Origin of the sequence: Trinickia dinghuensis (assembly GCF_003367175.1) — a bacterium.
GTDB classification, from domain to species: domain Bacteria; phylum Pseudomonadota; class Gammaproteobacteria; order Burkholderiales; family Burkholderiaceae; genus Trinickia; species Trinickia dinghuensis.
On record NZ_QRGA01000015.1, the window covers coordinates 239,789 to 260,371 of the forward strand.

Here is a 20,583-nt window from a genome sequence, read left to right on the forward strand (position 1 = left end):
GCGCAGCCAGCGCGAAAACGCGGCCGGTACGCAAGTTGGCTTCATCGATCGAATGGGATTGTCGCTGCCGCACTCCCTCCCCACAATTGATTTAAACTCACCACTTCATTCCAAAAACTCACCAACTTACGCTCAAGCCGCTCTCAGGCCCATTCCGCCGGAGCGGCACCATCGATGAGAAAAGGCATCCCTAATCTAGCCGCGCTGCAGATTTTCGAGGCATCCGCACGGCACGAGAGCTTCACCCGCGCGGCCGACGAGCTCGCGCTCACGCAAAGCGCCGTGTGCCGGCAAGTCGCCGCGCTCGAAAATCGGCTTGGTGTCGCCTTGTTCCTGCGGATCAAGAAGCGCGTCGTGCTGACGCCCCACGGGCGCCATTACGCCGCGCAGATTCGAAAAAGCCTGGAGCGCATCGAGCGCGACACGCTCGAACTGATGGCACAGCGCGGCATCGGCCGCGTGCTCGAACTCGCCGTCGTGCCGACCTTCGCCAGTCAATGGTTGATTCCGCGCCTGCCGCAATTCAGGACGCTGCGTCCCGACATCACGATCAACCTCTCGATCCGCACGGAGCCGTTTCTGTTCAGCGACTCGCCGTTCGATGCCGCCATCTATTTCGGCCGATCGGTGTGGCCGGGGACACAGGGCACGTTGCTGTTTCGCGAAGGCAGCGCGGTGCCCGTCTGCAGTCCGGCGCTCACCGCGGATTGCGCGCCGCTCACGCGCGAGCGCTTGGTCGACATGCCGCTCTTGCATTTGTCGACGCGGCCCGACGCCTGGCGCGAATGGTTTCGCACGCACGGCTTCGGCGACGACGCGCGTGCCGTTCGCGGGCCGCGCTACGAGTTGTTTACGATGCTGTCGAGCGCGGCGCTGGCCGGCATGGGCGTCGCGCTGATGCCCGAAATCTTGATCGCCGACGAACTCGCTTCGGGAAGACTGGCCGTCGCGCTCGACATGCCGCTCGCGAGCGATGCGGGCTACTACCTCGTCGCGCCCGATGCGGTCGCGAACGACGAACCGTTCGTCGCGCTGTCGCAATGGCTGGTTTCGCTCGTCCCGGAATCGCTTAGACATCCTAAGTAACAATCGAACGAACCATCGGGCCTCGAATCGTCTACGCGCGCGCCTGCGTCACGATCCAATCGCGAAACGCCTGCATCGCGGGCGTCATACGCTTGGACTTGAGCCAGGTGAGCCAATAGCTGCCCGTGTGGACCTCGGCGTCGAACGGCCGCACGAGCCGTCCCGATTGAAGCTCCCGCTCGAACATGCGCGCCGGTGCGAGCGCCACGCCGGCGCCCAGCATCGCGGCCTCGACCATCAAGCGCGACGAATCGAACACGGGCCCGCGAATCGCGCCGCCCGGCAAACCCGCCTCCGCCAGCCATAGCGCCCACTCGTCGGCACGATACGAGCGCAGCAGCGTCTCGGACGCAAGATCGCGCGGCGAGCTCAACCGCTTGGCCAATTCAGGCGCACACAGTGCCGTCAGCGGCGCATCGAGCAACGCCGACGCTTGCGTGCCGGGCCAATTGCCGTCGCCGAAGCGAATCGCGAAGTCGAAGCCCTCCGCCGCGAAATCGACCAAATTGTTGTGCGTCAGCAGCCGCAACTCGACGAACGGGTGCACCGAGCGAAACGCATTCAACCGCGGCATGAGCCAGCCGACGGCAAAAGTGCCGACGACGCCCACCGTCAGCACCTCATGAAAATGCCCGCCCTCGAACTGCTTCAGCACGGCATCGATGCGGCCGAAAGCGTCGGAGACGACAGGCAGCAGCGCCTGTCCCTCGTCAGTCATCCCGAGCCCGCGCGGCAAGCGTTTGAACAGTTGAGCACCGAGCCGCTCCTCGAGCGCCCGCACTTGCTGACTGACGGCGGCCTGCGTCACGCTCAACTCGCGCGCGGCGCGCGTGAAGCTCAAATGGCGCGCCGACGATTCGAATGCGCGCAAGGCGTTCAGCGGCAGATGTCTGGCCATACCCGAAGACCCATAAGAAAAGTTATTGTGTCTGAAAAATTATCGTTGATTGTCCCGCCGCATGCGAAACACGATATTTATGCCTCTTTCAACGGAGTGCAGCAGATGCAAAGAAGAAAATTCCTCGGAACCACATTCGGCGCGATGATAGCTGGACTATCGACTTCAGTGTTGTCGGAATCGGCGGTCAGCGCAACGAAAGGCCGGACTGAAGCGCTGTCGCCGCGGCGCTCGCCGAAACTCGCTGCGCAAGCACGCGCGATCGAATCGGAATCGGCCTCGATCGAGAATGGCGTCGACGGCCGGTTGGGCGTGGCGATACAGGATCTCGAAACGGGCCTGCAAGCCGGACACCGCTCGGGCGAGTCGTTCGCGATGTGCAGCACATTCAAGCTGATGCTCGCGGCGAGCGTCCTGGCTCGCGTCGATCGTCGCGAAGAAGATCCCGAGCGCCGCATCGTCTATGGGGCGGACCAGCTCGACGAATACGCGCCGATCACGCGCGAAAACGTGGGCGGCCAAGGAATGACCGTCGGCGCACTGTGCGATGCGGCCGTGGCCATGAGCGACAACACGGCGGCGAACCTGCTGCTCGAGACGATCGGCGGCCCACCCGGCTTCACGGCGTTCATGAGGCAATTGGGCGATACTGTCACGCGCCTCGATCGCACCGAGCCGTCGTTGAACACTGCGATACCGGGCGACGTGCGCGATACGACGACGCCGGCCGCCATGCTCGGCAGCATGCGCAAGGTGTTGCTCGGCGATGCGTTGTCGGCCGTGTCGCGTGCGCAACTCTTGGCATGGGCGGTCGGCAACCGTACGGGCGCGACGCGCCTTCGCGCCGGCGTGCCGCGCGGTTGGCGCGTCGCAGACAAGACGGGTTCGGGCGAACGCGGAACGACGAACGATATCGGCGTGCTTTGGCCGCAGGATCGCGCGCCGATCCTGGTTACGGTGTACCTCACCGAGACGCGCGCCGACCTTCGCGCGCGCGAAGGCGCGATCGCGGAAGTAGCCCGCGCCATCTCACGGCACACTATCCGACCTTAAAGGGGACCCACGCATGCACGCGGCAGCACGAAGCTTTTACGAAGCCACGGTCGAACGCTCCGTGCGGCCTTCACTCTCGGCTGCCGGAGAAGAAGCCGCGGTCTGCATCGTCGGCGGAGGCTTCGCGGGGCTCGCCACGGCGCTCGGGCTCGTGGAACGCGGCATGCGCGACATCGTCGTTCTAGATGCTCAGCGCGTAGGCTTCGGCGCATCGGGGCGTAACGGCGGCTTCGTCTTCGGCGGATACAGCCTCGATTGCGCCGACCTGCTGCGCGCAGTGGGATCGACGGACGCCCGTGCGCTTTATCGCTTGACGCTCGACGCCGTCAAGCTGATCGGCGCGCGCATCGCGCGCCACGGCATCGCCTGCGATGTCGTCAATGACGGCGTCATCCTCGCCGATTGGTTCGGCCGCCCCGAGAGCCTCGCCGCCCAGCGCAAACTCATGCGGGAATCGTTCGGCGTGGAATGGGAGCCGATTTCGAAGAGCGCGATGCGCGACCGCTTGAAGACGGACCGCTATCACGGCGGCCTGCTCGAGCGGCATGGATTTCATTTCCATCCGCTCAAATACGCGCTCGGTATAGCGCAAGCGCTGACCGACGCCGGGGCGCGCATTTACGAGCACAGTGCGGCACTCGGTGTGACTCGCGAGCAAGATCGATATTTGGTGAGGACTGCCAACGGTTCCATTTCGGCCCGCCACGTCGTCATGGCGGGCGGCGGCTACGCCCGCGGCATCTATCGCCCCGTCGAGCGCGCGGTGCTGCCCATCGCCACGTATGTCGTCGCGACGGAACCGCTCGGCGCCCGGCTGAAAGACGCTGTCGATTGCGACTCGGCCGTCTACGATACGCGCTTCGCCTTCGACTATTACCGTGCCTTGCCGGACACGCGCATTCTCTGGGGCGGACGCATCTCGATCTTCGAGCGCAACCCGCGCAAGATCGCGAGCCTCTTGATGCGCGACTTGCTGCGCGTCTATCCGCAGTTGACGGGCGTCAAGCTCGACTACGCGTGGGGTGGATTGATGAGCTACGCGCGGCACAAGATGCCGCAGATCGGGCAATGCCCGGATGGGATCTGGCACGCGGTGGGCTTCGGCGGACACGGTGTCGCGCCCACGACGGCCGCCGGCGAATTGCTCGCGGCGGCCATCGCCGAAGGGCGGCCCGTTCCGGCGGCGTTCGCCCGCTTTGGCCTCGAACCGACCTACGGTGCGATCGGGCTCGCAGCCGCCGAGCTGACCTATCTAAGCAAAATCACCGCCGACGCGATCGCCGAACGTACAAGCCGATAGCCCCTCCTCATCACTGGATCATCGGCACTTGAACGTTGTCGGGTCCCGGCCCGGCCGGTGCCGTCGCCGCGCCCGATTCGACGATCGCGCGATCGACGAGCGCCTTCGCCTCGGTGCTGCTCGCATCGACCGAGAGCGCCTTGCCGGCGTTGTGCCAGACGCAATTCCAACGCGACTGGACGACGCAAGCGTGCGCCGCGCTCAACGACACGTCGCGTTCCTGCTCGCGCGAAACGAGTTCTTCGCGCAAGCTCTGCGCTTCACCGTTACTCGGATCCGCCGCCAGCACGCGATCGAGCGAGGCTCTCGCGCCCCTCAGATCGTTCTTCGAAAGCGCCGCTTGCGCGCTGCCTAACGAGCGATAGGCAGCCTCGCGGCCGGAAGACTCCGCCTGCACGTCATTGCGCAACGAGCGCCGATATTGCTGCCTTGTCTTCGCGTTCGCGTACGCGGCATTCGCATCGGCGCCAGGCACACGGCCCTCGGCCGACCGCGGCGCATAACCGCGCGAGCGCCCGTTGGCATACGAATTCCCCGGCCCGTTGGGCTGCTGCTGCGCTTGCGGCGGCGCCGGTGCGGCGCTCGGCTGTTGCGGCGACTGCATCGCGAAGTTCGGCTGCGCCTGCATCGTCGGGGCAGGCGGCGGCAACGAAGCGACCGACGTGCCGGGCGGCGGAGTCGACTCGTCGGCCCTCCGCGCAGGCGGCGTACCCATGCCGTTGGCGTTCGAAGCCACGCTATTGCTATTCGACGATGAGTTCGACGACGAACCGTTCAACCGCGCGCCGTCGTCGCCCGAAGGCGCTGCGGGCGCGACGTTGTTCGCCACGGGTGCGGGCGGCTGCATCGCATTGCTGCCCGACGGCGCGTTGCCGTTGCCATCCGAGGGCGCGGCCGCGCTCGAGTCGTTGCCTCCAGTCGAAGCAATCGAGCCCTCCACCGACTTCGACGTGTTCTCGTGCGGCAGCGGCAAGATGCCGTCGTACCGATGCACGACTACCACGCCGCCGTACAGCAAGACGAAAGCGGCAACGACCAGCGCCGTTCCTCCCTTGAGCCCCCATTGGCGCCCTTCATGGGCAGCGCGCGCGCGCGCACCGCCACCGGGATAGGGATAGGGGTCGCCGTCGGGGGACGCGAACAGCGGCGTGGGCGGGCCGGGCCACGGCGGATCCAGATCGCCCTCGAAATCGTAGGCCGGCGCCCTGGGCTCGGCGCGCGCGGACGCGGCCGGGCCACGGGGCTCGCGCCTCTCGCCGCCGGCATGCTCGGAAAAACCGGCATGGTCGGTGCCATTGTCGTGCGCCGCATTGCCTGCCAACGCGAAGCGCGCATGCGCGCCGCAGTGAGGGCAGAAAGCGACGGGTTCCGAAATCCGGCCGCCGCAGCGGGCACATGCCGTCGGAAATTTTTGCTCGCGAGCGGTTTGATCGCGCATGTCCGCACCTCCTACGATGCGGACGAAGCAGACATTGCGCCTCGCCTCGAATGCGCGCTCGCCGGTGCAAGCGCGATTAACCGCTCGATTCGACGGAAAAGTTTGTCCATGATCGTCAATCGAATCGAATCAGTGGCCCACTATCGTTCAGCGGCCCCCATGCGTCAAGCCGACGTGGCATTTTCGCGCCAGCCAAATCGGCCAGAAGTTCGTGGCTCAATGCCAATCGGTTTCGACGCCAATTAAAGAGCAAAGACCGTGCACGCAATGCCTTTCACGAGGCGCACGGTGTCATCGCGGCAGCGTGCCGTGCAGCAGCATCCTATATTCGCTGGGCGTGACGCCGACGGTAGCCTTGAATTGGCGGGTGAACGCACTGTGATCCGTGTACCCGCAAAGGGCCGCGACATCGGTAACTTTGTCATTCGATGCAAGTAATGCCGTCGCCGCGTCGAGCCGCGTTTTCAACAGCACCTGACGTGGCGTCAAATGAAAAACCTTATGAAAATATCTTTCGAGTTGTGCAACCGACATCCCGGCCATTTGCGCCAGATGCGTCAAATTGAGCGGCTGCACATAGTTTTCCTGAATGTACTGAACCACCTCGGCCAGCTTCGAATAGGCAGGGTGCGTCCGCTCGTTGGCTTTCAAGTCGCGCGACGCGCCCGCGATTCCGACGACCTGCCCCGAACCGTTGAAGAGGGGCACCTTCGACGTCAAACACCACCCCGGCTGACGCCCCGGATAGAGATGCAGTTCGAGCTGATCGATCATCGATGCGCCGCCGTTGACGATCGATTGATCCTGCTCCATGTAGGCGGCGCCGAAGCGCGACGGAAAAACTTCCTCGGTCGTCTTGCCGACGATCCCGCGTTTGTCCTTGCAGCCGCAACGCGTCGCCAGCGTGCGATTGACGAGCGCATAGCGCGCCTCGCGGTCCTTCACGAAGAAGACCAGGTCGGGCAACGCATCGAGCACCGGTTCAAGCTGCGCGTAATACGGCAGCATGTCGGCTAGCGTTTCGGCGGCGGGCATGGGCGGAAAGGGAATCGTCGGTGGCATCGTCACGAGGCGCTGAGAACGGCGCGGCAGACATGCGCCGCGCAAAGCGCATCGATTATAGGCGAGCGTCGTTCTTCGACTGTGACTGCGCCTCCAAGAGCGCGCCGATGCCGGTCGGAGCGAGCGGAGGCCGCGGCATCGCCGCGTCCCAGCCGAAGTAGGTCTGGACGGCCGCGCCGCAAATGCGCCCTTGGCAAGGCCCCATCCCGCAGCGCGTGTGCAGCTTCGCATCGCGCCAAGTCGCATGCGCCGATACGTCGCCGAATGCCACGTCCTCGCAGCGGCAAAGGATCGTCTCCGCGCTAGGCCAGGCACGCGCACGCGCGCCGAGTTCGAACGCGCGCGCCACTCGCTGCGCAAAGCGTCGCCAACGATCGCGCTCGCGGATCAGTTGCGCGGGCACCGGCCGGCCGCAGGCGGCAAGCCCCGCGATTTCGCCTTCGGCGCGCGCCAGTTCCATCCCGCCGATTCCCGTGCACTCGCCCGCCGCCCAGATACCGCGCACGGATGTGCGCTGCAGATCGTCGACTTCGACCGCTCCCCGCGCCAACGCGCATCCGGCCATCTGCGCGAGCGAAACATTCGGAACGAGTCCGTAGCCGCACGCGATACGGTCGCATTCGAGCTTCACATCCCGTCCGCCGCGGCGCACGACGGCCGCTTCCACGCGATCGTCGCCGAGCGCCTGCGTGACGACGCTATCGGCCCAGTAGCGCGTGCCGGCGAAACCGCGCGTCAAACGCATTGCTTGCCAAGCTTTCGAAGGCGTCGCGCCGAGCGAGATGCCGAACGACGCAATGGCGCGCCACGGCGCTTGCTCGACACATGCGATCACGTTCGCACCCGCCGCGCGCGCCGTCGCCAGCGCGGCAATGAGCAGGGGCCCGCTGCCCGCGAGCACGACGCGTTCGCCACGCACCGGCATACCGCCTTTGATCAGCGCTTGCAGCGCGCCCGCCCCCGTCACGCCCGGCAACGTCCATCCGGCGAACGGCAGCAATCGCTCGCGCGCGCCCGAGGCAATGATCAGTTGTCCGAACGAAATCGACATCCCGCCGGATGCCGCCGACTCGATGATCATTTCACCGAGGTCGTTCAACGCCGAGATTTTCGCGCCGTTGTAGAACGTCACGTTGGCGCGCCCGATCAAATCGGCAAGCGACTCGCGCAGCGCACCGGGCATCGCGACACCCGGGCCTTGACGCCAGATCTGCCCGCCCGCTCGCGGATTGTCGTCGACCACGGCAATCGTCATGCCACCCTGCGCGGCAGCGCGTGCCGCGGCCAGCCCGGCCGGCCCCGCGCCAACGACGACGAGATCGAATTTCGCTTTCATGAGGGTGCGCCTTCCGTGCGGATCGTCATCCCGTCGCGGCAAATCGTTTGACAAGCCAGTACGTGAGCGCGTCCGTCGATCGTCATTCGACATTCCTGACAAACGCCCATCGCACAAAGCGCGGCACGCGGCTGCCCGCCCACCGAGACGCGCGTGCCCCGCACGCCGTAGCGTCGAAATACCGCCGCCACGGCAGTCGTGTACTCGGGTACCTCCAGCGGCACGCCATCGATCGTCACGACGACAGGCACCGCCGCGCGGTCGGCCGTTTCATACGCCATGACTCGCCTCCTGCGCAAATCGATCGACTCGATAAGGCGCCGCGTCGATCCGCGCGCGCGTACCGGCGATCTGCGCCGCCAGCAGTTTGGCTGTCGCGAGCGAAGTCGTGACACCGAGCCCCTCGTGTCCTGCGGCAATCCACACGCCCGGCAGCGCGTCGCCGGCCGGGCCGACGATCGGCAGGCCGTCCGGTGTCGCCGCCCGAAAACCCGTCCATGCGCGAATCGCATTGAGCGACGGCAGCGACGGCAAATAGCGCGCGGCCCGCTCGAGCATACGCGCCAGCACCGGCCATTCGGCGGCCGGATCGAGCGTGTCGAACTGACGCGAGGAGCCGAGCAGCACCTGCCCCGTCGGCCTCGGCTGCGCGTTGAAGGCGACCGACGCGCCTTCGGTCTGATGCGCGCTCTTGATGTACCCGAGCTCGAGCACTTGATGATGGAGGTAGCCGGGGTAACGATCGGTGATCAAGAGATGCCCCTTCTTCGGGACGATCGGCAGCCCCGGCACGAGCCGTTGCGCGAACAGTCCATTGGCAACGATGATCAAGCCGCCGCTCACCGTCTCGCCGCTCGCCAGCCGCGCCTCGCCTGTTGCGAGCGCCGTCACTTCGCATCCTAGCCGCACGCGAATGTTGCGGGCACCCGGCGAATGTTCGAGCAGCCACTGCGCGGCACGCGGCGCATACACGATCGAGTCGTCCGGCACGATCAGGCCGCCGGCCATCGGCACGGCGAGCGAGGGCTCGCACTCGTGCAGCGCCGCGGCATCGAGCAGCTCCGTCTTGACGCCGCTGCCGGCGAATGCGCGTTGCAGTTCGCACGCCGCTTCCCACTCTTCGCCATCCGCCGCGACCCATACCGTGCCGCAACGCGAGAACGCATCGGCCGCTCGCAGCGACGGCGCCAGTTCGAGCCAAAGCTCACGCGAATAGCGGCTCAACGCGAGTTCGGCCGGCGAGTCGTTCATGACGACGATATGGCCCATGCCGGCCGCCGTCGCGCCGCCGCCGATGCCCACCGCGTCGAGCACTTCGACGGTCATGCCTTGCGCGGCCAGCTCCGCGGCACACGCCGCGCCGACGATACCCGCGCCGATCACGACGACGTCGGCAGTCATGCCGGACGCGTGCTCGGAATGCCGGCGGCGAACGGATCGGCCGCCTCGAACAACAGCTTTCCCTCGGCCATGACATAGGCGCGGCCCGTAATCGTCGGAACGATCGCGCGGGTGCCGGGCGGCAACCCCTCGGCCGAATCGAGCGGCGCATATCGTCCTTCGAAGACGCTGCCGACGATGCTTTGCTGACGCCAAGAAGCATCGGGCGCCAGCTTGCCGTCGGCCGCGAGACATGCAAGCTTCGCGCTCGTACCCGTGCCGCAAGGCGAGCGATCGTACGCGTCGCCCGGACACAGCACGAAGTTGCGGCTGTCGACGCCGGCCGCATCGCCCGGCGCGAACAGCTCGATGTGGTCGATGAGCGCGCCATCGACGCCCGTCACGCCCTGCGCGATCAAGGCTTCTCTAATCTCGTGCGTGAACGCCGTCAATTCGCCGATGCGCGACGGTTCGAGCGTGTGGCCGTGATCCGCGACGAGGAAGAACCAATTGCCGCCCCAAGCGACGTCGCCCTGGATTCGGCCGACGCCCGGCACGTCCACGGCGACGTCGTGCCGATAGCGATAAGCCGGCACGTTGCACACCGATACGCTGCCGTCGTCATTGAGCGTCGCTTCGACGATGCCGACCGGCGTCTCGATGCGGTGACGCCCTGGGGCGAGCCGTCCCATGTAGGCCAGCGAAGCGACGAGCCCGATCGTGCCGTGCCCGCACATCCCGAGATAGCCCACGTTGTTGAAAAAGATCACGCCCGCGGTACACGTCGGATCGAACGGTTCGCAGAGCAGCGCGCCGACGATGACTTCAGAACCGCGCGGCTCGGTCACGACGCTCGCGCGCCAATCGTCGTGGCGCGTACGCAGGATTTCGAGCCGCTCGGCGAGCGGGCCGCTTCCGAGGTCGGGGCCGCCCGCGATCACGAGACGCGTCGGTTCGCCGCCTGTATGGGAATCGATGATGTGGATGGTTTTCATGCCGCCAATGGTAGGAACGCCCGGCCGCCGCGTCTTGGCGCCGGTGCGCGCCGCGCATGCCGATTTCGGCATACTCCGCGCGATCTTCCAAGCTATGCCGAAATCGTCATCGAGGATGCGCGAACGGCGCAAGACGCCTTCGAGGTGCCGGCCTAAACTGCGCTGGCATTGTTCTCATCGACCGCTTCCGGAGATACCGAAATGGCACCAGTCTGGCAAGGCGTCATGCCCGCCGTCACGACGAAGTTTCACGAAGATTTCAGCATAGACCGCGCTTGGACGAAGAAAAACATCGAAGCGCAAATCGATGCGGGCGCGGACGGCATCATCGTCTGCGGCTCCCTCGGCGAAGCCTCGACGCTCTCGCTCGACGAAAAGCTCGAAGTCCTCGACATCGGCGTCGAAGCCGCCCGCGGCCGCGTGCCCGTGCTGCTGACGATCGCCGAAGACAGCACCCTCGAAGGATGCCGCCAAGCCGAGCGCGCCGCGAAGCACGGCGCCGCGGGCTACATGGTCCTGCCGGGCCTGCGCTACCTGTCGGACCGCCGCGAAACGATCAATCACTTCCGCATGGTCGCCGACGCCAGCCCGTTGCCGATCATGGTCTACAACAACCCGCTGGCTTACGGCGTCGACATGACGCCCGACATGTTCAAGGAAATCGCCGACGAACCGAAGCTCGTCGCGATCAAGGAATCGTGCGGCGACGTCCGGCGCGTGACCGACTTGTTCAACGTCGTGGGCGAGCGTTACGCGATCTTCTGCGGCGTGGACAATCTCGCCATGGAAGCGATGCTGATGGGCGCGCACGGCTGGGTTGCCGGACTCGTCTGTGCGTTTCCGCACGAAACGGTTGCGATTTACCGCCTCGTGCAGGCAGGACGCATCGAGGAAGCCCGCACGATCTACCGCTGGTTCGCCCCGCTGCTCGCGCTCGACGTCTCGTCCAAGCTCGTTCAAAACATCAAGCTCGCGGAAGCGATCGTCGGTCTCGGCACCGAGCCGGTACGTCCGCCTCGGCTGCCGCTTGCCGGCGAAGAACGCAATGCGGTCGAGCAATTGATTAGGAATGCTATCGAATCTCGGCCCCCATTGCCGAAGGTCTAAGCCTCCCCCGCCGAAGCGGCTTTCAACGCCGCTTCTCTACGCCTGCCCCGCTCACTTCGAGCGCCAAACTCTCGTCTTTTTACGACACATCCGCCGCTATTTTCGAGCGGCGGATCGTTGCATCGACAACGTTTTCACCCCCTCGTTCCTCACACGAATCATCGTCTATCGTCGGATAATTAGTATTTATTTCCATGTAACATCGCGCTTCCTTCAACCTGATCCAAGGAAGAACAGTGACGTTCAGACGATATAAAACATTCTCCAAACTCGCCGCTTCCGCGCTGCTTAGCTGCGCAATGTACTTTCCCTTCGCACAATCTGCGCACGCGCAGGTCGAAACGCCGAAAGCTCCGATCTACGGGGTGACTCTCGACGATCTTTCGAAGTTCAATGCGATCATCGCCTCCCTGCAGAATTTGCCCTACCGCCCGACCGTCCGGGTGGTGTTCGATCCGGGCACGTCGGCAGCCGACTACTACCCCTACATCGTCAAGCTGCATCAGTACGCCTACGTGATGGGCGAACTCTACGATTCGTATTATTTCCCGACGACTTTGTCGAACTACACGGCGCGAACGCAAGAGCTCGTCTCGACGCTCGGCTCAAACGTCGACGTGTGGGAAATCGCGAACGAAATCAATGGTGAATGGCTTCGGCCGGATGAGAACGGCCCGACGTCGGCCGCCACGCCCGAAGAGCAGCAGATCGGCCAGATGGTTCAATCCGCCTACAATATCGTGAAGGGTGCGGGCGGCAAAGTGGCCGTGACGATGTACTACAACCAGGATCCGTCGGGCAACAACTGCTGGGAGCTGCCGATGGACAACTGGCGCACCTGGCCGACGCAGTTCCTGTCGTCCACCGTGCGTAACGGCGCCGACTATGCGCTGTTCAGCTACTACCCGTACCAGGATTGCCCGGACCTGAAACCCTCGTGGAAGAGCGACTTCTCGACGCTCGAAAGCCTGTTCCCGAATGCCAAGGTCGGCTTCGGCGAAATCGGCACGTCGGACACGTCGGCACCGTGGTCGGTTCAATCGAACCTGATGAGCACGTACTATCCGATGGTCGATACCCTGAACGATCCGAAGTTCATCGGCGGATTCTTCTGGTGGTATTACGCAGAGGAAATGCTCCCGTACTCGACGAGCAAGTACTTCCAACTGCTTCGCAACACCGTCCTCCCCCTGAAAGCCCCGCAGTGATGCACCATCGTCATCCAATCAAGGGCTCATCCCGTGCCGCTCCGCGGCGCGGGGCGCCAAAGTCCTGACCAGTTCATCGGACACGTAATGCGGCCCATCGAACAGGTAGGTGAAGTACCCCTGATACGCCGCGAGCTGCTCCCGCAGCTCGCCGGCGGTCGCGGGACGAAAGCCGCCGTGCTCGCTCGGGCGAAACGCCTCGGCGATGACGCGGACGCGATCGTGGCCTAGCCGCTCCGACAGCGCATCAAGATATTGACGGGCCACCAGCGGTCCGCGCGCATAGACGCCGCAGCCGTCTTGAAAGAAAACGCCGACATCGCCGGGCAGCCACGACGCGAGCCAATCGGCCAGCGTCTTGCCGCCGACGTTCGAGCGGTCGTACACCGAAATCCACAAAGGACGCGGCATCGCGCTCAGCATCGCACCGAGCTTGGGCGCATCGCCCCACGTCGGATCGACTTCGACGGGGAAGTAGTACCCGGTCACATGCAGCGGCAACGGCACGCGGGCAACCTGCTCCGACTCGCGCACGAGCTTATCGACATGGGCGCGTGCGCGCTTTTCGTCGGCATAGCCGGCTAGACCGAGCACGACGTCGCTTGCCCAGGGTTCACGGCCGATCCGAGCCCAGTCGGGCAGATTCGCCGCCGTCGGCAACCCGGCGTTCGCCACGAACGAGGTGTCGTCCACGACGGTCCATTGCACCAGCAGCTGATGCACGCCGAGCAGATGCCAATCGCCGGTGGGCCGGGCCGTGGCGTTGTCGACCTGCCAGACCACGCCTTGCACACGGCTATCGCGCGGCATGTCGGCACACGCGCCCACCATCGCAAGCAGACTGCATGCGATCGTCAGCAGCGCGAAACGTATCCAAAGCCTCGGCCGCCCTCGCCCGAGCAACGACATCCCCTCCTCCGATACGGCCCCAGTCCGTCAGTACCACAGCGTCAATTGCGCGAGGACGCCGCGCGAGCGCGCCGCGGACGTCAGCGGGAAGTGATATTGCACCGTCAGGTCGGCCCAGCTCGCCGGAGCACTGTAGCGGCTCTCGCGGAACCAGAAGCGAAACTGTACGCCCGGGCCAATGCCGATCGCAGTCTGGTTGACTTCCTTGCTATCGTGATCGAAAACGAGCGCTACATGAGGGTAAACCGTTAGGTGATCGCTGATCGACGTCAGCGCCCAAGTGTGTCCATACCGAAACTGAGAATACAAAATGTAACGGCCTTGATGAACGAAATAGTCGGCTTCGGCGTAGAGTTGCCAGCTGCGCCAACTCGGTTCGGCCACTTGCATGTCGGTACCGGCTTCCGAAGAATAGCCGAGGCGCGCCAACCAATCGTTTTGCGATTGATTCCCCAAGCGGACGAGACGTTCCGCACTCAGCACGAGGTTCTGATCGACGAGCGGTTTATAGCGCGCACCGATCGAGCCTTGCAGTGTCGGCAGGCCCGTCACGTTGCCCGATCCGTCGTACGCCGTGCCGTAGGCTCGCATGAAGAACTGCAGGATGCGCCCGTTTTGATAGCCGATCTTCGGCGGCTGCCAATACGCCTCGATCCCCGGCTGCAGCACGTCGACCGTGCCTTGATACGAGAACGCCGAGACCTGATACGGCAAGCTGACGACGAAGCCCCACGTCCGCTCGAGTTGTTCCACCTCGCGGCGATAGCCGAAGCGCCGCTGCTCGTCGAACGCATGCTCGTGATCGTCGGCATCGAGGCTCGTTTCGAATAGTTTCACGGCTTCATCGTTGTCCCCGATACGCTTGGCCGCATAGCCCGCATCGGCATAGTTGCCGGCTTTACCGCCGCCCAACGCGAAGCCCTTCTGAAATTCCGTGAGCGCTTCGCTATCCTTGTTTTCGCGCAAGAGGTCGTACGCCTGCTGCAGCGTCTTTTGCGCTTCCTCGTCGCGCGGATCGGGCGGCGTTTGCTTCGCATACTCGATCAACGACGCCGCGCTTTTCTTGTCGTCGTCGGTCACCGCATTGGCTTGCGCGAGCTGCGCCGCCGCAAGCGCGCCCGGATGATCGCCGTTGCGCAGCCGGAGTTGCGCGACGCGCAGTTGAACCGCGACGTCGGGATCGCTTTCGATCGGCGCCAATGCCTTGCCGGCTTGATCGGGCTCGTGCGCCATCATGGCGCTATCGGCCCAGGCAAGCCGCAGATTGCGCTGCTGCGCCGCGTCCCAGCTACCCTTGTCGAGTGCCGCGGCGAAGTCGGTCACCGCCTCCTCGTATCGCTGCTGCCTCTGCTCGAGGAAGCCGTGCTGCGCGAGGACGTTGCCGTCGTTCGGATAGCGAGCGAGCAAGGAGTCGGCTTGCTGATCGGCCTGTTCGATCTTGCCCTCGCGCAAATAGACGTCGAGCAGCAGCAGCTCCAACTGCAAGCTCGACGGCTGGACTTTGACCGCGCGGGCGGCGTAGTCTTCGGCGCTCGGCAAGTCGCCGGCCGCAATCGCCTTGTACGCCGCATCGGCAAGCCGGTAGGCGCGCGGCGTCAGCTTTTCCGGTTGCGCCCATGCCATGTTCACGTGCAGCGCGAGCACCGCGATAGCCGCGAGCCCGCTCGTACGCACGATCCCCGGAAGGCGCCCCGATCGCTTGGATCGTGCGCGTTTCATTAGGATTCCCCCGATTGAGCCGGCGGCGCGGCACGGCGCGTCGGCAATGTCGTATCGTTGCCGCGATCGAGATCGGAACGCCGCGCATGACGCGCGAGTTCGGCCGCGATCTCGGCATCGCTCGCGACGAAGTACGCCACGTTGCAGTTCGTCGCGCGCTTGATCGTCTCTTTCTCGTCGTCGGTCAGCGGGCTGCCGACGGCGACGTTCAAGGTCCCGTCGTCGGCCATCGAAAACGGCACGGCCCGATAGGCTCGCTGCAGCTCGAGCGTGAACGCCGCATTGAAATGCCCGACTACCAAATTGGCCAGGCTCACGCGCGGCAGTTCCGCTTGCTCCGCCAGCGCGTCGGCGAGCGTCTCGGCGCTCACGGCGTCGCCCTCGAGCAGCAATTCACCGAGCCGCTTGCCGCACTCGGCTTGCCGCGCCAGATGCTCCTCGATTTGCGCGACGGTCGCGACGCCCCACTCGACGAGAATCTCGCCGAGCTTGCGCCGCGCTTTACCCAGTTGATCGTTCGAGAGGTAGGTGTGGCTCGTCTTGTCCCAGGCGATCGGCTTGCCCGTGATGAGATGGTTGACGAAGATGCGCCACGCCCGGCATACCGCCAGGAAGTTGATCAGGTTGTTGACGAACATGCGAGGCAGCGACAGCGCACCTTGCAATACGCCATTCAGCTTCGCGACGAAGTAGAAGCGCTCGCTGAGCCTGAGCACGAGCAATACCGTGTTGATCGCCAACAACGGAGCGAGCGTGCCGCCCACGAGCCCCTCGCCCTGCGTTCCCGGCGGGGCGACCCCGGCCGCGCGCAGTCCAGCCACCGCCACATAGTTGATCAGCACGGCATACGCGACGATCGAAACGATCGACGTGACCATCCCCTTGCGATCGCGGAAGAACATGTAGCGGTCGCGCCAACTGCCGCGCCAGCCGAGTTGCTGCCACCCTTGAAAAGAGATGCCGAGAATCCAACGCGTGCGCTGCCGATAGGCCGTGCGCAGCGTGCTCGGGAAATATTCCCGCGTGGCGAGCAGGTTGCGTGCGCTCGCCACGCGCTGCCGATGCTTGCGCACTTGCTCGCGCATGACCTCGGCAATCGGAAAGCGAGCGAACATCTCGCGCATGCCGAGCTCGCGCAGCCGAAAACTGAAATCGTAGTCTTCCGTCAGCGTCGACGTATTGAACGGCTTGCCGCCCCGCTCTTCGGACACGGCCTCGATCGCACGCCGGCTGTAGCACGACGCCACGCCCGCACCGGGCACGATGCCCGTCAGCATCTGCCGCGACGGAATGTCCTTTTGGTGCGTTTCGCTGAAATCGTCCATGTACGTGCCGGCCACGAACTCGTTCCACTTCCGCGGCAGCGACAGCACCGGCAACTGCACTAGATCGTTATCCCTGATCGCATAGTTGAAGTACTTCAGCTCGATCGGGTGAATCACATCCTCGCAGTCGTGCATGATCACGCCCGCGAACTCGATGTGATGCGTGGTTTCGTAGCGGCGGATGGCGCCGATGATCCAGTTCAAGCAATCAGCCTTGCACGTGGGCCCGTCGTTGAGGACCGTCGCGCGCACGACGCGGCCCGGATGGCGCCGCACCATCCGCTCGACTTCGGCTGTCGTTTCCGCATCGTTGTGATAGGTCCCGGCGAATATGATGTAGCGCTCGTACTCCATCGTCGCCAGCGTGTTGTCGATCATCTTCGCGATGACGTCGTATTCCTTCCACGCCGGCACCATGATCGCGAGGTACTGTTCGTCGAGCTCGCGCAGCGCCTGTGCATCGACGCTCTCGTTCGATTCGCCGCGCAATAGGCGCTTGAATTGGAATAGCCAGTAATATCCGTCCAAAAACAAATCATCCATCGTGCTGATGAAGATGATGAACGCCGTCGCCATCGCGACGGCGTTCAGGACGGACAGATAAGAACCCCATGCTGATATATCGTGCATTTTCGATCGGCCGATTTTTGATCATCGCGCTGACATCGTGCGGTGAACGTCGACCGATCACCGTACGTCGCACCACACTGCTGGCATCTCGCACCACCTCGTTTCAAGCGGAGCGCAACGCTTGCAGCCCTGACGCAATCGCGTTGTGCAACGGAATGGGAGCCGGTGCCGCAAGGGTCATCGCCGAGAACGTCGCCGGAACGTTCAGCAGCGCTTGCACGATCCGCTCGCTCGCCCGCCCGTCGCCATAGGGATTGTTCGCGTGCGCCATGGCGACGTATTGGCTTCGGTCGTCGAGTAGGCCGCGCACTTCCGACACGATCCTCTCCGTATGCGTGCCGACGAGCCGGGCGGTCCCCGCGCGCACGGCTTCCGGCCGCTCCGTCGTTTCGCGCGTGACGAGCACGGGTTTTCCGAGCGCCGGGGCCTCCTCTTGAATCCCGCCCGAGTCCGTGATGATCAAATAAGCCTTCGACATCAAATAGACGAACGGTAAGTAGTCCTGAGGATCGATCAGATGCACGTTCGGCTGATCGCGGAGCACGGCGTTCACGGGTGCGCGCACGTTCGGATTCAAGTGAACCGGATAGACGAGTTGCACGTCGTCGTACTTGAGCGCGATTTGCCGCAAGGCTTCGCAGAAATTCTTGAATGGCTCGCCGAAGCTTTCGCGCCTATGCCCCGTGACAAGAATCAAACGGCGCGAAGGATCGAGAAACGGATAGCGAGCGGCGATCGCGTCGGCAAGCGCGGTATCGCGATCGAGCTTGCGTTTGACCTCCACCAATGCATCGATCACCGTATTGCCGGTCAAGATCACCTGGGAAGCCGGCGCCCCTTCGCTGAACAGATTGTGCTTCGCTTGTTCTGTCGGCGCGAAGAGCCAGGACGCAACGGCGTCGGTGACGCGCCGGTTCAACTCCTCGGGCCAGGGCGACCAAACGTTGCCGGTGCGCAGCCCTGCTTCCACGTGCCCGACGGGAATATAGCGGTAGAACGCCGCGAGGCTCGCGGCCAGCGTCGTCGTCGTATCGCCATGCACGAGCACCGCGTCGGGCCGCCATTCGTCGTAGACCGTTCCGATCGACTGCAAAATCCCAGAGGTCAAATCGCCGAGCGTTTGCCCTTCGCGCATCATGTCGAGATCGTAGTCGGGAACGATCTCGAACAGTTCCAATACTTGATCGAGCATTTGACGATGCTGAGCAGTCACACAGACCTTCGCATCGATCTCTTCTTCGTCGGCCAGTGCCTTCACAAGCGGCGCCATCTTGATTGCCTCGGGCCGCGTGCCGAATACCGTTAAAACCTTCTTCATTGTTTGCCCCGTTGATTTGGCAAATGCCGTTCCCTGCCGGGTACCAGGTACGTTCACCGGCCGCATGCCGTTTGCTTGCAAAACCCTTGCAACGCGCTCCGACAATAAAGGAACGTCACTTGCGGTGTCTGTGGGAGTTACCTCACAGCGTCCGCTCGAAAGCGCCGCATTCACCGTGCGAACGCGCCGACGGCGCGCTCGCACTACCGATGCCGATACCCTCCTTCACTTGGCCGTCGTTGCGTCCACCCACGTGTAGCCGAGCTTCGTGACTCCCGATACGAGGCTCTTGAAATCGCTCATCGCGGGCACGCCCAGACCGGGCTCGAGCCAATACGGGTGGAAGAAGAACGAGGCGAAACCGTCCCGCACGACCAAGGCGTATTGCGCATTCGTCAGCACCTGCTGCCACGTGTAAGCAACACACGAGAACGGATCGATATTGCAGATGTTGTATTGGATGCTGCCGAGGTTCTCGGGAACGATGCGCTCCCCGTAGTAGTCCTTGTTGATGATGTACGGGAAGAACTGGCCTGCCGAGAAGTCCTGATTGGCCGCACCGGTGCCGAGCTGCGGATCCGTCGCCGTGTAGTAGACGGCTCGCTGATACGACGTCGTGAACTCCGCGGCGGCGGCTTGCGAGGCGAGCGGCGACATCTGGTATTGCGGGGCCCCCCAGCCGGCAACCTTGTAGCCGTTGCTCGTGAACTCCTGCAAGCCGTCCTGCATCCGCCCTTCAGCCCATTGCTCCGAGTCTTCGTCGACCGGCCGGTTCTGCACGGCATACCAGAACTCGTAGTCGTTGCCCGATACCGCGTTCTGCACGTTCGGCGTCGAATCGTACTGGTGCGTATAGCCGTGCATGACGATCGAACCGCCGTGCTTGAGCGCGTAGTTCAGAGACGACTTCAATCCCGTGGCCTGCGCGAGATGGATCGTTTCGGGCACGCCGCCGTTGTAGTAGCCGTTCGGATCCGTATAGAGCGGGATCGTCGCCATCGTGAACGGAATCTTCAGGCCGTACAGATAGTTGCTCAGTTGCTGCATCGAACTCGTCGTCGTATAGGCGTCGAGATCCTCGAGCCGCACGATCGCGCGATGGTTCGTGGCCGCACCGTCATTGAGGATGTCGTGCAGCATGTCGCAGATCACGAGATACCGGTCCGTCGGCCCGATGTACGAGAACGGCATATCGGCGAAGTACCAGAAGTTGCCGGAACGAATCACGTAAGGCGCCGTCGCACCCGTCTTGCTGTTCGTGATCGTGACGAGCGATTGCGCGAGTGCCGCATTGGCCACCGAGGTCAGGCCAACGTCGGGATCGGCGTCGACTGTGCCCGTTGTCGAGTCGTACGCGTAGTACTTCACCATCGACATGTTCTTGTAGGTCACCGTGTCGTAGAAACCCGGAGTCGGATTGCTCGACGAAGGCGTCGCGTTCAAGCCGGCCAGACCGAGAAAGTTGATGCCGTAGGTCTGCGTGAACGTATAGGCCGTATTCCAGGCGAGTTCCCAGAGGTTGTACTTGAACCAGACCACGGTGTTCTTCGCGGTCATCACGTCGCTCATGAACGCCGTGGGCAGCGTGTTGTTGTAGTAGTCGCCGATATAGAACGTCGCCGTCGTGCTGCCGATCTGGCCCGCCGTGTAGTTCTGCACAGGCTCGATCGTGACCGTCGTATTGAAATGCCCGAGCAGGTTGCGCAGCATGATCGCGTACATCAAGCCCAGTTTCGAATACGGATCGTTCGGCGGGTTGTCGTAGAGGATGAGCGTGCTCGCGGTGGTCGCCTGGGCGCGTGCCGTCACCGGCACCGTC

Annotated in this window: 17 protein-coding genes; 5 read left to right on the top strand and 12 right to left on the bottom strand. The window is 64.0% G+C overall.

Features of this window, described 5'->3' with window-relative positions:
• Positions 1 to 174 precede the first annotated feature (174 nt).
• Positions 175 to 1,086, top strand: a complete 912-nt coding sequence (locus tag DWV00_RS24920; protein WP_115536271.1) for a LysR substrate-binding domain-containing protein — start codon at positions 175 to 177, stop codon at positions 1,084 to 1,086.
• A 31-nt stretch (positions 1,087 to 1,117) separates the two neighbouring features.
• Here the strand turns inward: DWV00_RS24920 and gcvA are convergent, their stop codons facing one another.
• Positions 1,118 to 1,984: a LysR family transcriptional regulator gene (gene gcvA, locus DWV00_RS24925; protein ID WP_115536272.1), complete on the bottom strand. Its 867-nt coding sequence runs from the start codon at positions 1,982 to 1,984 to the stop codon at positions 1,118 to 1,120.
• A gap of 105 nt (positions 1,985 to 2,089) precedes the next feature.
• Between gcvA and bla the strand changes: the two genes are divergently transcribed.
• A complete protein-coding gene (gene bla / locus DWV00_RS24930; RefSeq protein ID WP_245965020.1) occupies positions 2,090 to 3,037 on the top strand; it encodes a class A beta-lactamase in 948 nt (315 codons plus the stop codon).
• A 13-nt stretch (positions 3,038 to 3,050) separates the two neighbouring features.
• A complete protein-coding gene (locus DWV00_RS24935; RefSeq protein ID WP_115536273.1) occupies positions 3,051 to 4,337 on the top strand; it encodes an NAD(P)/FAD-dependent oxidoreductase in 1,287 nt (428 codons plus the stop codon).
• Between the two features lie 10 nt (positions 4,338 to 4,347).
• Here DWV00_RS24935 and DWV00_RS24940 read toward each other — a convergent pair whose 3' ends face one another.
• The 6 genes from DWV00_RS24940 to DWV00_RS34700 form a co-directional block, all read right to left on the bottom strand.
• Positions 4,348 to 5,775, bottom strand: a complete 1,428-nt coding sequence (locus DWV00_RS24940) for a hypothetical protein (RefSeq protein ID WP_115536274.1) — start codon at positions 5,773 to 5,775, stop codon at positions 4,348 to 4,350.
• A gap of 291 nt (positions 5,776 to 6,066) precedes the next feature.
• Complete coding sequence (locus DWV00_RS24945) at positions 6,067 to 6,837, bottom strand: AraC family transcriptional regulator (protein ID WP_115536319.1); 771 nt, start codon at positions 6,835 to 6,837, stop codon at positions 6,067 to 6,069.
• A gap of 55 nt (positions 6,838 to 6,892) precedes the next feature.
• Positions 6,893 to 8,173, bottom strand: coding sequence for an NAD(P)/FAD-dependent oxidoreductase (locus DWV00_RS24950; RefSeq protein WP_115536275.1), 1,281 nt, complete (start codon positions 8,171 to 8,173; stop codon positions 6,893 to 6,895).
• Positions 8,170 to 8,454 (bottom strand): (2Fe-2S)-binding protein, encoded by a 285-nt coding sequence (locus DWV00_RS24955; RefSeq protein ID WP_115536276.1) that lies wholly within the window; start codon positions 8,452 to 8,454, stop codon positions 8,170 to 8,172. The genes DWV00_RS24950 and DWV00_RS24955 overlap by 4 nt, the downstream gene beginning before the upstream one ends.
• Positions 8,444 to 9,574: an NAD(P)/FAD-dependent oxidoreductase gene (locus tag DWV00_RS24960; protein ID WP_245965021.1), complete on the bottom strand. Its 1,131-nt coding sequence runs from the start codon at positions 9,572 to 9,574 to the stop codon at positions 8,444 to 8,446. Before DWV00_RS24960 ends, DWV00_RS24955 begins: the two co-directional genes overlap by 11 nt.
• Positions 9,571 to 10,557 carry a 4-hydroxyproline epimerase gene (locus DWV00_RS34700; protein ID WP_245965027.1) on the bottom strand — a complete coding sequence of 329 codons (987 nt, stop codon included), beginning with the start codon at positions 10,555 to 10,557 and terminating at the stop codon, positions 9,571 to 9,573. The genes DWV00_RS24960 and DWV00_RS34700 overlap by 4 nt, the downstream gene beginning before the upstream one ends.
• A gap of 192 nt (positions 10,558 to 10,749) precedes the next feature.
• On the opposite strand from DWV00_RS34700, the gene DWV00_RS24965 reads away from it, so the two are divergent.
• Both DWV00_RS24965 and DWV00_RS24970 read left to right on the top strand, forming a co-directional pair.
• Positions 10,750 to 11,655, top strand: coding sequence for a dihydrodipicolinate synthase family protein (locus tag DWV00_RS24965; protein WP_115536278.1), 906 nt, complete (start codon positions 10,750 to 10,752; stop codon positions 11,653 to 11,655).
• Positions 11,656 to 11,954: 299 nt separating this feature from the next.
• Positions 11,955 to 12,863, top strand: a complete 909-nt coding sequence (locus tag DWV00_RS24970) for a hypothetical protein (protein WP_115536279.1) — start codon at positions 11,955 to 11,957, stop codon at positions 12,861 to 12,863.
• An 18-nt stretch (positions 12,864 to 12,881) separates the two neighbouring features.
• Here the strand turns inward: DWV00_RS24970 and DWV00_RS24975 are convergent, their stop codons facing one another.
• From DWV00_RS24975 to DWV00_RS24995, 5 genes are all read right to left on the bottom strand, one after another.
• Positions 12,882 to 13,772 (bottom strand): alpha-amylase family protein, encoded by an 891-nt coding sequence (locus DWV00_RS24975; protein WP_220274732.1) that lies wholly within the window; start codon positions 13,770 to 13,772, stop codon positions 12,882 to 12,884.
• Between the two features lie 27 nt (positions 13,773 to 13,799).
• Positions 13,800 to 15,491, bottom strand: a complete 1,692-nt coding sequence (locus tag DWV00_RS24980; protein ID WP_115536280.1) for an NfrA family protein — start codon at positions 15,489 to 15,491, stop codon at positions 13,800 to 13,802.
• Positions 15,491 to 17,446 carry a glycosyl transferase family protein gene (locus DWV00_RS24985; protein ID WP_115536281.1) on the bottom strand — a complete coding sequence of 652 codons (1,956 nt, stop codon included), beginning with the start codon at positions 17,444 to 17,446 and terminating at the stop codon, positions 15,491 to 15,493. Before DWV00_RS24985 ends, DWV00_RS24980 begins: the two co-directional genes overlap by 1 nt.
• A gap of 103 nt (positions 17,447 to 17,549) precedes the next feature.
• Complete coding sequence (gene wecB, locus DWV00_RS24990; protein ID WP_115536282.1) at positions 17,550 to 18,764, bottom strand: non-hydrolyzing UDP-N-acetylglucosamine 2-epimerase; 1,215 nt, start codon at positions 18,762 to 18,764, stop codon at positions 17,550 to 17,552.
• Positions 18,765 to 18,989: 225 nt separating this feature from the next.
• Positions 18,990 to 20,583, bottom strand: a 1,594-nt coding sequence (locus tag DWV00_RS24995; protein ID WP_115536321.1) for a DUF2334 domain-containing protein, incomplete at its 5' end; no start/stop codon positions are given.